Consider the following 14,252-nt stretch of genomic DNA (forward strand, 5'->3'; position numbering starts at 1 on the left):
CATGGGGGTTCTGGGATCATCCTCGCGCCGAGCGGGCCGTCAGCCCAGCGGGGGGAGCGGGGGCAGGGCGGCCCGGCCGTCGGCGAGCGGGACGCCGTCCTCGCGGACCAGCAGGCCGTCGCCGTCCGAGCGGCCGGAGAGCCAGGCGGTGAGGGTCCGGACGGGGCCCTCGACGCTGAGCCGGGCCTCCCCGTCGGCGGAGCCGATCCGGGCCCGGTCCCCGGTGTCCCCGGCCACCAGCAGGGCCGCCGGGAGGGCTGTCGGGAGGTCCCCGGAGGCCCCGGCGCCCGCGGCGGCGTCCGCGCCGGCGAGCCTGGCCGCCAGCCGCCGGAACTCGGCCGTGGCGAAGGACTCCGGCCAGTCCGCGGGGGAGTAGCCGGCGGCGAGGTCGACGTGGTGGTACTCGACCTCCATCAGCCGCTTCCACGGGATCTCGTGGGCCGGGAAGAGGTAGCCGGAGCGGTGGCGCACCGAGGCGGCCCACGCCTCGGCGGGCAGCAGCGCGGCGGCGGCGGCGAAGCCGGCGTGGGAGTCCCGGACGTCGTCGGCCTGGACGTCGAGCGGGCGGGGCGCGCCCTCCTCGATGCCCAGGTCGCGGGCCTCGTCGCTCGCGTACTGCGGGACGTCGGTGCCGGTTCGGGCGCCGTCGAGCAGGTTGACCAGCGAGTCGGCGTTGCGGGCGACGTGGGCCAGCACGTGGCCCCTGGTCCAGCCCGGCAGGGCCGAGGGGCCGGCGACGGCCGCGGGCTCCAGCGCGGCGAGGGTCCGCAGCAGGCGGCCGGTGGCCTCGGCGACGTCGGTGAGCCGGGCCGCGGCGAGGTCGGCGGGGTTCTGGGGGGCGGTCATGGGTCGGTGGCCTCCGGTTCGGCTGCTCCACGGCGTTGCCCACCGGCCCCGCCGCTCGTTGACGTGGTGACGCTATCGCCGTTCTCCGGCGTTGAGCAGGGGCTTTTTCCGGACCTGCGTCAAGGCTGGCAGGGTGGCGGTCACTCATTCGGGTGGACCCGGCTGGACAGGCTCGTTAATCGAACGCGTGAGCTAGTAGGCTGACTGGCGCATCCTGGAGGAAGTACACACGACTTCCACCAGCCCTCCCGCCCCGGAGAAAGGCGCCAGAAGCAGTGGCCGACCGCCTCATCGTCCGCGGTGCTCGCGAGCACAATCTCAAGAACGTCTCGCTCGACCTGCCCCGCGACTCCCTCATCGTCTTCACGGGCCTCTCCGGGTCCGGCAAGTCCTCCCTCGCCTTCGACACGATCTTCGCCGAGGGGCAGCGCCGCTACGTCGAATCGCTGTCCTCCTACGCCCGCCAGTTCCTCGGGCAGATGGACAAGCCCGACGTCGACTTCATCGAGGGCCTCTCCCCGGCCGTCTCGATCGACCAGAAGTCCACCAACCGCAACCCGCGCTCGACCGTCGGCACCATCACCGAGGTCTACGACTACCTCCGCCTGCTGTTCGCCCGGATCGGCAAGCCGCACTGCCCGCACTGCTCCCGGCCGATCGCCAAGCAGTCGCCGCAGGCCGTCGTGGACAAGGTGCTGGCGCTCGCCGAGGGCACCCGCTTCCAGGTGCTCAGCCCGGTCGTGCGGGAGCGCAAGGGCGAGTTCGTCGACCTCTTCGCCGACCTCCAGTCCAAGGGCTACGCCCGCGCCCGGGTGGACGGCGAGACGATCCAGCTCGCCGAGCCCCCGAAGCTCAAGAAGCAGGAGAAGCACACCGTCGAGGTGGTCATCGACCGCCTCACCGTCAAGGAGAGCGCCAAGCGCCGCCTGACCGACTCGGTGGAGACGGCCCTGCGGCTCTCCGGCGGCATGGTCGTGCTCGACTTCGTCGACCTCCCGGAGGACGACCCCGAGCGCGAGCGGATGTACTCCGAGCACCTGTACTGCCCGTACGACGACGTGTCGTTCGAGGAGCTGGAGCCGCGCTCGTTCTCCTTCAACTCGCCGTTCGGCGCCTGCCCGGACTGCTCCGGCCTCGGCAACCGGATGGAGGTGGACCCGGAGCTGGTCGTCCCCGACGACGAGAAGTCGCTGGACGAGGGCGCCATCCACCCGTGGTCCGGCGGCCACACCAAGGAGTACTTCCAGCGCCTGATCGACGCGCTCGCCGGCGAGCTGGGCTTCCGCACCGACCTCCCCTGGGCCGGCCTCCCGGCCCGCGCCAAGAAGGCCCTGCTGTACGGGCACAAGCACCAGGTCGAGGTCCGCTACCGCAACCGGTACGGGCGCGACCGCTCGTACACCACCGGCTTCGAGGGCGCGGTGCCGTTCATCCAGCGCCGGCACACCGAGGCGGAGAGCGACTCCAGCCGCGAGCGCTTCGAGGGCTACATGCGCGAGGTGCCCTGCCCGACCTGCAAGGGGACCAGGCTCAAGCCGGTGGTGCTGGCCGTCACCGTCGAGGACCGCTCGATCGCCGACGTCTCGTCGATGTCGATCAGCGACTGCTCCGACTTCCTCGGCGCGATGAAGCTCAACGCCCGGGACAAGCAGATCGCCGAGCGCGTGCTCAAGGAGGTCAACGAGCGGCTCCGCTTCCTCGTCGACGTCGGCCTGGACTACCTCTCGCTCAACCGCGCGGCGGGCACCCTCTCCGGCGGCGAGGCCCAGCGGATCCGGCTCGCCACCCAGATCGGCTCCGGCCTGGTCGGCGTCCTCTACGTGCTGGACGAACCGTCCATCGGCCTGCACCAGCGCGACAACCACCGGCTGATCGAGACCCTCGTGCGGCTCCGCGACATCGGCAACACGCTGATCGTCGTCGAGCACGACGAGGACACCATCAAGATGGCCGACTGGGTGGTCGACATCGGCCCCGGCGCCGGCGAGCACGGCGGCAAGGTGGTCCACTCCGGCTCGCTGAAGCAGCTGCTCACCAACAAGGAGTCGCTGACCGGGCAGTACCTCTCCGGCAAGCGCTTCATCCCGATCCCGGAGGCCCGCCGCGACCGGGACAAGAAGCGCCAGCTGACCGTCCACGGCGCCCGTGAGCACAACCTCAAGGACGTCACGGTCGGCTTCCCGCTCGGCACCTTCACGGCGATCACCGGCGTCTCCGGCTCCGGCAAGTCCACCCTGGTCAACGACATCCTCTACACCCACCTCGCCCGGGAGCTGAACGGCGCCCGCACGGTCCCCGGCCGGCACACCCGGATCACCGGCACCGACCTGGTGGACAAGGTGGTCCACGTCGACCAGTCGCCGATCGGTCGCACCCCGCGCTCCAACCCGGCCACCTACACCGGCGTCTTCGACCACGTCCGGCGGCTCTTCGCGGAGACCCAGGAGGCCAAGGTCCGCGGCTACCTGCCCGGCCGGTTCTCGTTCAACGTCAAGGGCGGCCGCTGCGAGAACTGCTCCGGCGACGGCACCATCAAGATCGAGATGAACTTCCTGCCGGACGTCTACGTGCCGTGCGAGGTCTGCCACGGTGCCCGGTACAACCGGGAGACGCTGGAGGTGCACTACAAGGGCCGGTCCATCGCCGAGGTGCTGGACATGCCGATCGAGGAGGCGCTCGGCTTCTTCGAGGCCGTCCCGGCGATCGCCCGGCACCTGAGGACGCTCAACGACGTCGGCCTCGGCTACGTCCGGCTCGGCCAGTCCGCGCCGACCCTCTCCGGCGGCGAGGCGCAGCGCGTCAAGCTCGCCTCCGAGCTCCAGAAGCGCTCCACCGGCCGGACGGTCTACGTGCTCGACGAGCCGACCACCGGTCTGCACTTCGAGGACATCAGCAAGCTGATCAAGGTGCTCTCCGGGCTGGTGGACAAGGGCAACACGGTGATCGTCATCGAGCACAACCTCGATGTGATCAAGACCGCCGACTGGGTCGTCGACATGGGCCCCGAGGGCGGCTCCGGCGGCGGCACGGTGGTCGCCGAGGGCACCCCGGAGCAGATCGCGGCCGTCGCGGAGAGCCACACCGGCAAGTTCCTCCGGGACATCCTGCCGGGCGAGTTCGCCGACGCCCCGGTCGTCAAGGCCAAGGCACCGCGCAAGCGCGCCGCGGCCGCCCGGAAGTAGCCGGGCAGGAGACCCGAACCCGCCCCGGCCGCCCCCCGACGCAGGGGGAGCGGCCGGGTAAGGGTTGCATAGACTGCGCCCGGCCCGACCAGCAGCCGGGCCGCCGCGGCCACCTCGTGGCCGCGGCGACACCAGCCAGACCAGGAGCACCCTCATGCCCGAGGCCCCCGACCGCCTGCCCTCCGGCAGCCCCGCCACCTCCCGCCGCACCCTGCTCTGCGGGGCCGCGGCCGTCCTCGCCGCCGGCGGCACCCTGGCCGTCTCCGGCTGCTCCTCGTCCTCCTCCGACTCCGCCGCCCCCAAGACCCCGGTGGACGTCGGCCCGGCCTCCGCCGTGCCCGTCGGCGGCGGCACCGTCTACCGCGAGAAGAAGATCGTCGTCACCCAGCCGACCGAGGGCCAGTACCGGGCGTTCAGCGCCAAGTGCACCCACGCCGGCTGCATCGTCGACCAGGTCAAGAACCAGAAGATCCAGTGCCCCTGTCACGGCAGCTTCTTCGGCATCACCGACGGCGCCGTGCTGGACGGCCCGGCCCCCACCCCGCTGCCCGCGTACACCGTGGCCGTCGAGGGCGGCAACCTCAAGGTCACCCCGAGCTGAAGCAGTTGATCTCCCCTCCGCAGGCCCGGCCCGACTCGGTACGGTGGACCCATGGCTGACCCGTCCACCTACCGCCCGTCGCCGGGCGCGATCCCCGTCTCGCCAGGCGTCTACAAGTTCCGCGACGCCCACGGGCGGGTCATCTACGTCGGCAAGGCGAAGAGCCTGCGCCCGCGGCTCTCCTCCTACTTCCAGGACCTCGCCGGGCTGCACCCGCGCACCGCGACCATGGTCACCACCGCCGCCTCGGTGGAGTGGACCGTGGTCGCCACGGAGGTCGAGGCGCTCCAGCTGGAGTACTCCTGGATCAAGGAGTTCGACCCCCGCTTCAACGTCAAGTACCGCGACGACAAGAGCTATCCGGAGCTGGCGGTCACCCTCAACGAGGAGTACCCCCGGGTCCAGGTCATGCGCGGCTCGCACAAGAAGGGCGTCCGCTACTTCGGCCCGTACGGCCACGCCTGGGCGATCCGCGAGACCGTCGACCTGCTGCTGCGCGTCTTCCCCGTCCGCACCTGCTCCAACGGCGTCTTCAAGCGCGCCCGCCAGGTCGGCCGCCCCTGCCTGCTCGGCTACATCGGCAAGTGCGCCGCCCCCTGCGTCGGCAAGGTCTCGCCCGAGGAACACCGCGCCCTGGCCGAGGACTTCTGCGACTTCATGGCCGGGCGCACCGGCAACTACCTGCGCCGCCTGGAGGGCGAGATGCAGGAGGCCGCGGTCGAGATGGAGTACGAGAAGGCGGCCCGGCTGCGCGACGACATCGGCGCGCTCAAGCGGGCGATGGAGAAGAACGCCGTCGTCCTCGCCGACGCCACCGACGCGGACCTGCTGGCCGTCGCCGAGGACGAACTGGAGGCCGCCGTCCAGATCTTCCACGTCCGCGGCGGCCGGGTCCGCGGCCAGCGCGGCTGGGTCACCGACAAGGTCGAGGACGTCGACACCGCCGGCCTGGTGGAGCACGCCCTCCAGCAGCTCTACGGCGGGACGGACGAGGACGAGCGCAGCGAGTCCGTCCCCCGCGAGGTCCTCGTCCCGGCGCTGCCCGAGCCGGTCGACCCGGTCCGCGACTGGCTGAGCGGCCTGCGCGGCAGCCAGGTCGACCTCCGGGTGCCGCAGCGCGGCGACAAGAAGGACCTGATGGCCACCGTGCAGCGCAACGCCCAACAGGCGCTCGCCCTGCACAAGACCAAGCGCGCCTCCGACCTCACCACCCGCAGCCGCGCCCTCCAGGAGATCGCCGACGCCCTGGAGCTGGACTCCGTCCCGCTGCGCATCGAGTGCTTCGACATCTCCCACCTCCAGGGCGAGGACGTGGTCGCCTCGATGGTCGTCTTCGAGGACGGCCTGGCCCGCAAGAGCGAGTACCGCCGCTTCCAGATCAAGGGCTTCGAGGGGCAGGACGACGTCCGCTCGATGCACGAGGTGATCAGCCGGCGGTTCCGCCGCTACCTCCAGGAGCGCGAGCGGACCGGCGAATGGGCCGTCCCCGAGGAGGGCCCGGACGACGAGCCCGGCGCCGCCGAGGTGCCGGGCGGTCCGGTCGACCCCGAGACGGGCCGCCCGCGCCGCTTCGCCTACCCCCCGCAGCTGATCGTCGTCGACGGCGGTCAGCCCCAGGTCGCCGCCGCCCGGCGGGCCCTGGACGAGCTCGGCATCGACGACGTCGCGCTCTGCGGCCTGGCCAAGCGCCTGGAGGAGGTCTGGCTGCCCGGCGACGACGACCCGGTCGTGCTCCCGCGCAGCAGCGAGGGCCTCTACCTGCTCCAGCGGGTCCGCGACGAGGCCCACCGCTTCGCCATCGCCTACCAGCGCGGCAAGCGTTCCAAGCGACTCACCGCCGGAGAACTGGACTCCGTCCCCGGCCTCGGCGAGACTCGCCGTCAGGCGCTGCTCAAGCACTTCGGCTCGCTGAAGAAGCTCCGGGCGGCCACCGTCGACGAACTCTGCGCAGTCCCCGGCATCGGCCGGCGGACGGCGGAGACAGTTGCGGCGGCGTTGTCGTCCCGTACACCTGCCGCACCAGCCGTGAACACGGCCACGGGCGAGATCATCGAGGACGGCGCCGACGATCCGGTGCCCGCGGCGCCCGAGACCGCACCCATCCAGGAGACGCCATGACGGCCGACGCCGCCCGTCAGCCTGCGCGCCCCGGATCACTCGCCCGAGTGGACCGGGGAAGCTTGCCCGCGCGTCGCGCGTTCTCCACATGCAGAACCACCGAGAGCGGGGAACCGAAGTGACCGTGTCCGATTACGGGGGCACCGCGCGGCCGGAGGCCGGCGGAGAGAACGCCCCGGAGCTGGTGATCATCTCCGGCATGTCCGGAGCCGGCCGCTCCACCGCGGCCAAGTGCCTGGAGGACCTGGGCTGGTTCGTGGTGGACAACCTGCCGCCGGCCCTCATCCCGACCATGGTCGACCTCGGAGCCCGCTCCCAGGGCAACGTCGCCCGGATCGGCGCCGTCGTGGACGTCCGCGGCCGGCAGTTCTTCGACGACCTGCTGACCTCCCTGGACGAACTGGAGAAGCGCGGCATCCGGCTGCGCGTGGTCTTCCTGGACTCCTCCGACGACGCACTGGTCCGCCGCTTCGAGGGCGTGCGCCGCCCGCACCCGCTCCAGGCCGACGGCCGGATCGTCGACGGCATCGCGCAGGAGCGCGACCTGCTGCGCGAGCTGCGCGGCGAGGCCGACCTGGTGATCGACACCTCCAACCTCAACGTCCACCAGCTGCGCGCCAAGCTCGACGCCCAGTTCGCCGACCACGACGAGCCCGAGCTGCGGGCCACCGTGATGTCGTTCGGCTTCAAGTACGGCCTGCCGGTCGACGCCGACCTCGTGGTGGACTGCCGCTTCCTGCCCAACCCGCACTGGGTGCCCGAGCTGCGGGCCCGTACCGGCACCGACGGGGACGTCGCCGACTACGTCTTCCAGCAGCCCGGTGCCAACGAGTTCCTCAACGGTTACGCGGAGCTGCTGCGCATCGTCACCGAGGGGTACCGGCGCGAGGGGAAGCGCTACATGACGCTTGCCGTAGGCTGCACCGGTGGCAAGCACCGCAGCGTCGCGATGTCCGAGCGCCTGACGAAACGTCTCATCTCGGACGGCGTCGAAACGGTGCTCGTCCACCGGGACATGGGACGGGAGTAGCCGCCGTACCCCCTGCCGGCCGCCGGCGGAGGCCGGCGGCGGGCAAGAGGAACGCGAGGTAGGTGTGACGGGATACGTGCCCGGGCGGCAGTTTCAGAACAAGACCGCCGACCGGAGTGGGCTCCCGGCCCGGTCCTTCGTGACCGGCCGGTCCCGCTCCGGGGCGGCCCGCACCGGCCCGGCCCGTCCCCACCAGACGCCCCGGACCAACCAGGCGCCCCGGATCACCGCCCTCGGCGGCGGTCAGGGCCTGTCCGCCTCGCTCTCCGCGCTGCGCCGGCTCACCACCGACCTCACCGCGGTGGTCACCGTCGCGGACGACGGCGGCTCCAGCGGCCGGCTCCGTGAGGAGCTGGGCGTGCTGCCGCCGGGCGACCTCCGCAAGGCGCTGGCCGCGCTCTGCGGCGACGACGACTGGGGCCGCACCTGGTCCGAGGTGATCCAGCAGCGCTTCACCGGCAGCGGCGAGCTGGGCGGCCACGCCGTCGGCAACCTGCTGATCGTCGCGCTGTGGGAGAAGCTCGGCGACCCGGTCGCCGCCCTGGACTGGGTGGGCCGGCTGCTCAACGTCCAGGGCCGGGTGCTGCCCATGTCGGCCGTCCCGCTCGACATCGAGGCGGTCGTCCGCGGCCACGACCCGGCGTACCCGGCCGAGCTCGCCGCCGTCCGCGGCCAGGCCAGCGTCGCGGTGACCCCGGGCACCGTGCAGTCCGTCCGGCTGGTGCCGGACGAGCCGCCGGCCGTGCCGGAGGCGGTCACCGCCGTCCGCGAGGCGGACTGGGTGGTGCTCGGCCCCGGCTCCTGGTTCACCAGCGTGCTGCCGCACCTGCTGGTGCCCGACCTGGTCAAGGCGCTGGTCGAGACCCGCGCCCGCCGCCTGCTCACCCTGAACCTGGCCCCGCAGCCCGGCGAGACCGAGGGCTTCACCCCGCAGCGCCACCTGGAGGTCATCGCCGACCACGCCCCCGCCCTTGCGGTGGATGCGATCCTGGTGGACGAGCGCGCCGTCACCGGCGGTGCCTTCGGCCAGGCCGACCTGGCGGGCCTGGAGAAGGCCGCCGAGCGGATGGGCGCGGCCCTGGTGCTCGGCCGGGTCGCCCGTACCGACGGCACGCCGCGACACGACCCGGAGCTCTTGGCAGCCGCGTACGACCGGATTTTCCGGACACATGGAAGGATCGGGCCATGGCGATGACTCCAGCGGTGAAGGACGAAATCAGCCGGCTCCCGGTCACCCGGGCCTGCTGCCGCAAGGCGGAGGTGTCGGCGATCCTGCGATTCGCGGGCGGGCTGCACATCGTGAGCGGCCGTATCGTGATCGAGGCGGAGCTGGACACCGGCGCTGCCGCGCGTCGTCTGCGCAAGGACCTGCTGGAGATCTTCGGACACTCCTCGGACCTGGTCGTGATGGCCCCCGGCGGCCTGCGGCGCGGCAGCCGGTACGTGGTCCGGGTGGTCAAGGACGGCGAGCTGCTGGCGCGCCAGACCGGCCTCGTGGACGGCCGCGGTCGCCCGATCCGGGGCCTGCCCCCGGCCGTGGTCTCCGGCGCCACCTGCGACGCCGAGGCGGCCTGGCGCGGGGCCTTCCTGGCACACGGCTCGCTCACCGAGCCCGGCCGGTCCTCGTCGCTGGAGATCACCTGCCCCGGCTCCGAGGCGGCCCTCGCCCTGGTGGGCGCCGCCCGCCGGCTCGGCATCCCGGCCAAGGCCCGCGAGGTGCGCGGCGTGGACCGGGTGGTGATCCGTGACGGCGACGCCATCGGCGCGCTGCTCACCCGCCTCGGCGCCCACGAGTCGGTGCTGGCCTGGGAGGAGCGCCGGATGCGGCGCGAGGTCCGGGCGACCGCCAACCGGCTGGCCAACTTCGACGACGCCAACCTGCGCCGCTCGGCCCGCGCCGCGGTCGCGGCCGGCGCCCGGGTGCAGCGCGCGCTGGAGATCCTCGGCGAGGAGGTGCCGGAGCACCTGGCCGCCGCCGGCCAGTTGCGGATGCAGCACAAGCAGGCCTCGCTGGAGGAGTTGGGCGCCCTCGCCGACCCGCCGCTGACCAAGGACGCGGTGGCCGGCCGGATCCGCCGGCTGCTGGCGATGGCCGACAAGCGCGCCTCCGAGCTCGGTCTGCCGAGCACCGAGGCGAACCTGACGGACGAGATGGCACTCAACTGACTCTTGACGACCGCGCTCGACGGTGATCTCCCCGCCGGTGTCCGTTCCTCGGGCACCGGCGGTGCCGTGTCCGGGGACTGGGACGGCGGCCCGTGCCGGAGGGCCCCGCGGGCCCGGGACCAACTGCCCCGGAGGGCAAGGACGGAAGGCCTGAAGGTGCTTGGAACGCGCGCCACGCCAGGGGTTGCGAAGCGGGCTGATGTGCTCTACCCGGCCTCGGAGGGGTAGGGTCATAGGCGGTCGGGGACATCCCAAATTCCACCCCGTCGGCATAGCGTCCGGCGTACCTAACGAGGAGATCGGTTCGTGACGATCCGGGTAGGCATCAACGGATTCGGCCGCATCGGCCGCAACTTCTTCCGTGCGGTTCAGGCCCAGGGCGCGGACATCGAGATCGTCGGTGTCAACGACCTGACCGACACCAAGACCCTGGCGCACCTGCTCAAGTACGACTCGATCCTGGGCACCTTCCAGGGCGAGGTCTCGCACACCGCTGACAGCATCACCGTCGACGGCAAGACCTTCAAGGTCATCGCCGAGCGTGACCCGGCCAACCTCCCCTGGGGCGAGCTGGGCGTCGACATCGTCATCGAGTCGACCGGCATCTTCACCAAGGCCGAGGCGGCCAAGAAGCACGTCACCGCCGGTGCCAAGAAGGTCATCATCTCGGCGCCCGCCACCGACGAGGACATCACCATCGTCATCGGTGTCAACGACGAGAAGTACGACGCCGAGAAGCACACGGTCATCTCCAACGCCTCCTGCACCACCAACTGTGTGGCGCCGCTGGCCAAGGTGCTGAACGAGAACTTCGGCATCGTCAAGGGTCTGATGACCACGGTGCACGCGTACACCAACGACCAGGTCACCCTGGACTTCCCGCACAAGGACCTGCGTCGCGCCCGCGCCGCGGCCCTCAACATCATCCCGACCTCGACGGGTGCCGCCAAGGCGACCGCCCTGGTCCTGCCCGAGCTCAAGGGCAAGCTGGACGGCACCTCGCTGCGCGTTCCGGTCCCGACCGGTTCGATCACCGACCTGGTCGTCACCCTGGAGCGCGACGTCACCGTCGCCGAGGTCAACGAGGCGTTCAAGAAGGCCTCGGAGACCACCCTCAAGGGCATCCTGCAGTACACCGAGGACCCGATCGTCTCCTCCGACATCGTGAACTCGCCGTTCTCCACGATCTTCGACTCGCTGATGACCATGGTCCAGGGCAACCAGGTCAAGATCTTCGGCTGGTACGACAACGAGTGGGGCTACTCGAACCGCCTCGTCAACCTGACCACCCTCGTCGGTGACCGGCTCTGACGCAGCGGGAGCTGATGTGAAGTAGGGGGGAGGGCCCGGAAGGCATGTGCGACGCCGTCCGGGCCCTCCGTCTGCGCACCCTCAACTCCCCTTTGACGGCCCGCCGTTGTGCCGTCGCCTGCTCCATCTTCTCGCCAGGAGACCGAAGACCGTGAAGACCATCGAAGACCTGGACGTCGCCGGCCGACGCGTGTTCGTCCGCGCGGACCTGAACGTGCCGCTGTCCGGCGCCACGATCACCGACGACGGCCGGATCCGCGCCGTCGCCCCGACCATCGCCAAGCTCGTCGAGCGCGGAGCGAAGGTCGTCGTCGCCTCCCACCTCGGCCGCCCCAAGGGCGAGCCGGACCCGCAGTTCTCCCTCGCGCCGGTGGCCGTCCGCCTCGGCGAGATCCTCGGCACGCCGGTCGCGTTCGCGACCGACACCGTGGGTGAGAGCGCGAAGGCCACCGTCGCCGCCCTGGCCGACGGCGAGGTCACGCTGCTCGAGAACCTGCGGTTCAACGCCGGGGAGACCAGCAAGGACGACGCCGAGCGCGGCGCCTTCGCCGACCGGCTGGCGGACCTCGCCGACCTCTACGTCGGTGACGGCTTCGGTGCGGTGCACCGCAAGCACGCCTCGGTGTTCGACCTGCCGGCCCGCCTGCCGCACGCGGTCGGCGACCTGATCGCCACCGAGGTCGGCGTGCTCAAGCGCCTCACCGAGGACGTCGAGCGTCCGTACGTGGTGGTGCTCGGCGGCTCCAAGGTCTCCGACAAGGTCGGCGTGATCGACAACCTGCTCGGCAAGGCCGACCGCATCCTGATCGGCGGCGGCATGGCGTACACCTTCCTCAAGGCCAAGGGCCACGAGGTCGGCATCTCGCTGCTGCAGGAGGACCAGATCCCGACGGTGCTGGACTACCTGAAGCGCGGCGAGGAGAGCGGCGTCGAGTTCGTGCTGCCGGTGGACGTCGCGATCTCCGGGTCGTTCCCCGACACCAAGACGTTCGCACCGGTCGAGGACTTCGCGGTCGTGGACGCCGACGGCATCCCGGCCGACAAGGAGGGCCTGGACATCGGCCCCAAGTCCCGCGAGCTCTTCGCGGCGAAGCTGGCCGACGCGAAGACGGTGTTCTGGAACGGTCCGGTGGGCGTCTTCGAGCACCCGGCCTTCGCCGAGGGCACCAAGGCCGTCGCCCAGGCCCTGGTCGACGGCGACGCGTTCTCCGTGGTCGGTGGCGGGGACTCCGCCGCGGCCGTCCGTATCCTGGGCTTCGACGAGACGAAGTTCGGGCACATCTCGACCGGCGGTGGCGCGAGCCTCGAGTACCTGGAGGGCAAGACCCTTCCCGGTCTCGCCGCCCTGGAAGGCTGACAACGCAATGACTGAGCGTCTCCCGCTGATGGCGGGCAACTGGAAGATGAACCTCAACCACCTTGAGGCCATCCAGCACACCCAGAAGCTGGCCTTCGCGCTGGCCGACAAGGACTACGAGTCGGTCGAGGTGGCCGTCCTCGTGCCCTTCACCGACCTCCGCTCGGTGCAGACCCTGGTCGACGGCGACAAGCTGAAGATCAAGTACGGCTCGCAGGACATCTCGCAGCACGACTCCGGTGCCTACACCGGCGAGATCTCCGGCCCGATGCTGGCCAAGCTCAAGTGCACCTACGCGGTGATCGGCCACTCGGAGCGCCGCCAGTACCACGGCGAGAACGAGGAGATCGTCAACGCCAAGGTGAAGGCCGCCTACCGCGCCGGGATCACCCCGATCCTCTGCATCGGCGAGCCGCTGGAGATCCGCAAGGCCGGCACCCACGTCGAGTACACCCTGGCCCAGCTCGACGGCGGCCTGCAGGGCGTCCCGGCCGACCAGGCCGAGTCCGTCGTGGTCGCCTACGAGCCGGTCTGGGCGATCGGCACCGGCGAGGTGGCGACCCCCGAGGACGCCCAGGAGGTCTGCGCCGCCATCCGCGCGCGGATCGCCGAGCTGTACGACGCCGAGCTGGCCGGGAAGGTCCGGGTGCTCTACGGCGGTTCGGTCAAGTCCTCCAGCGCGGCCGGCCTGATGGCCAAGCCGGACGTCGACGGCGGCCTGGTCGGCGGTGCCTCGCTGGACGCCGACGAGTTCGTCAAGATCGTGCGGTACCGTGACCAGGCAGTAGGCTAACGCCGCCGCAGCAACGTAGGCTTTGGGGCCGGGCCGCCGTACGCGGCCCGGCCCCTTCGCCGAAGATACGAGAGAGTTGGTCCCGTCGTGGTTATCGGGTTCTCGATTGCCCTGATCGTCTTCAGCCTGCTGATGATCCTCCTGGTGCTGCTGCACAAGGGGAAGGGCGGCGGCCTGTCGGACATGTTCGGCGGCGGCGCGATGTCGACCGGTGGCGGCTCGGCGGTGGCCGAGCGCAACCTGGACCGCATCACGATCGTGGTCGGGCTCGGCTGGTTCGCGTCCATCATGGTGCTCGGCCTGGTCATGAAGTACAAGAGCTGACGTACCTCTGACGCCCCGTCGCCCCGCGGCCTATGCTGGAACGGTCCGGGGCGGAGCCGGTGATGGCGCAACCTTAACTCCTGCTTACACTAGGACGACTTTCGCCACCGACGCGCATCGCGGCGGGTCGGCGCACCAGCACGCAGGGAGTCAGACCGTGGCAAGTGGCAACGCCATCCGTGGCAGCAGGGTCGGAGCCGGCCCGATGGGTGAGGCGGAGCGTGGCGAGTCCGCCCCCCGCAACCGGATCACCTTCTGGTGTGCCAACAAGCACGAGACCCGTCCGAGCTTCGCGGCCGAAGCGGTCATCCCGGAGACCTGGGACTGCCCGCGGTGCGGTTTCCCGGCCGGCCAGGACGAGCACAACCCGCCCGCCCCGTCCCGCAACGAGCCGTACAAGACCCACCTCGCCTACGTCCGCGAGCGGCGCACCGACGCCGACGGCGAGGCGATCCTCGCCGAGGCGCTGGCCAAGCTCCGGGGCGAGATCTGAGCCACGGGTCGGAACCGCCCGGCTGCGGGCG

The 14,252-nt window shown here is 71.4% G+C and carries 12 protein-coding genes; 11 read left to right on the plus strand and 1 reads right to left on the minus strand.

Going from position 1 to position 14,252, the window contains the following annotated elements; genetic code table 11:
- Positions 1-39: 39 nt before the first annotated feature.
- Positions 40-846 carry a maleylpyruvate isomerase family mycothiol-dependent enzyme gene (locus ABZY91_RS05030; protein WP_355399811.1) on the minus strand — a complete coding sequence of 269 codons (807 nt, stop codon included), beginning with the start codon at positions 844-846 and terminating at the stop codon, positions 40-42.
- Positions 847-1,121: 275 nt separating this feature from the next.
- Between ABZY91_RS05030 and uvrA the strand changes: the two genes are divergently transcribed.
- The 11 genes from uvrA to ABZY91_RS05085 all read left to right on the plus strand — a co-directional run bounded on the left by uvrA (position 1,122) and on the right by ABZY91_RS05085 (position 14,221).
- Positions 1,122-4,028, plus strand: a complete 2,907-nt coding sequence (gene uvrA / locus ABZY91_RS05035; protein ID WP_329876387.1) for an excinuclease ABC subunit UvrA — start codon at positions 1,122-1,124, stop codon at positions 4,026-4,028.
- A 154-nt stretch (positions 4,029-4,182) separates the two neighbouring features.
- Positions 4,183-4,629, plus strand: coding sequence for a Rieske (2Fe-2S) protein (locus ABZY91_RS05040; protein WP_329876385.1), 447 nt, complete (start codon positions 4,183-4,185; stop codon positions 4,627-4,629).
- A 51-nt stretch (positions 4,630-4,680) separates the two neighbouring features.
- Positions 4,681-6,747, plus strand: coding sequence for an excinuclease ABC subunit UvrC (uvrC, locus tag ABZY91_RS05045; RefSeq protein ID WP_329948629.1), 2,067 nt, complete (start codon positions 4,681-4,683; stop codon positions 6,745-6,747).
- A 118-nt stretch (positions 6,748-6,865) separates the two neighbouring features.
- Entirely contained in the window at positions 6,866-7,777 is a 912-nt protein-coding gene (gene rapZ / locus ABZY91_RS05050; RefSeq protein WP_329876381.1) for an RNase adapter RapZ, read from the plus strand.
- 223 nt (positions 7,778-8,000) lie between these two features.
- Complete coding sequence (yvcK, locus tag ABZY91_RS05055; RefSeq protein ID WP_355399931.1) at positions 8,001-8,972, plus strand: uridine diphosphate-N-acetylglucosamine-binding protein YvcK; 972 nt, start codon at positions 8,001-8,003, stop codon at positions 8,970-8,972.
- The gene (whiA, locus tag ABZY91_RS05060) at positions 8,963-9,943 is read left to right on the plus strand and encodes a DNA-binding protein WhiA (protein WP_148642545.1); all 981 of its coding nucleotides are present in this window, start codon (positions 8,963-8,965) and stop codon (positions 9,941-9,943) included. Before yvcK ends, whiA begins: the two co-directional genes overlap by 10 nt.
- Before the next feature lie 306 nt (positions 9,944-10,249).
- Positions 10,250-11,254: a type I glyceraldehyde-3-phosphate dehydrogenase gene (gene gap, locus ABZY91_RS05065; protein ID WP_329876374.1), complete on the plus strand. Its 1,005-nt coding sequence runs from the start codon at positions 10,250-10,252 to the stop codon at positions 11,252-11,254.
- Between the two features lie 151 nt (positions 11,255-11,405).
- Positions 11,406-12,611: a phosphoglycerate kinase gene (locus ABZY91_RS05070; protein WP_355399814.1), complete on the plus strand. Its 1,206-nt coding sequence runs from the start codon at positions 11,406-11,408 to the stop codon at positions 12,609-12,611.
- 7 nt (positions 12,612-12,618) lie between these two features.
- Complete coding sequence (gene tpiA, locus ABZY91_RS05075) at positions 12,619-13,404, plus strand: triose-phosphate isomerase (RefSeq protein ID WP_329876370.1); 786 nt, start codon at positions 12,619-12,621, stop codon at positions 13,402-13,404.
- 87 nt (positions 13,405-13,491) lie between these two features.
- Positions 13,492-13,728 carry a preprotein translocase subunit SecG gene (secG, locus tag ABZY91_RS05080; RefSeq protein WP_329876368.1) on the plus strand — a complete coding sequence of 79 codons (237 nt, stop codon included), beginning with the start codon at positions 13,492-13,494 and terminating at the stop codon, positions 13,726-13,728.
- Positions 13,729-13,933: 205 nt separating this feature from the next.
- Complete coding sequence (locus ABZY91_RS05085; RefSeq protein WP_329876448.1) at positions 13,934-14,221, plus strand: RNA polymerase-binding protein RbpA; 288 nt, start codon at positions 13,934-13,936, stop codon at positions 14,219-14,221.
- Positions 14,222-14,252: the final 31 nt, after the last annotated feature.

Source organism: Kitasatospora sp. NPDC002965 (assembly GCF_040611255.1).
Taxonomy (GTDB): Bacteria; Actinomycetota; Actinomycetes; order Streptomycetales; family Streptomycetaceae; genus Kitasatospora.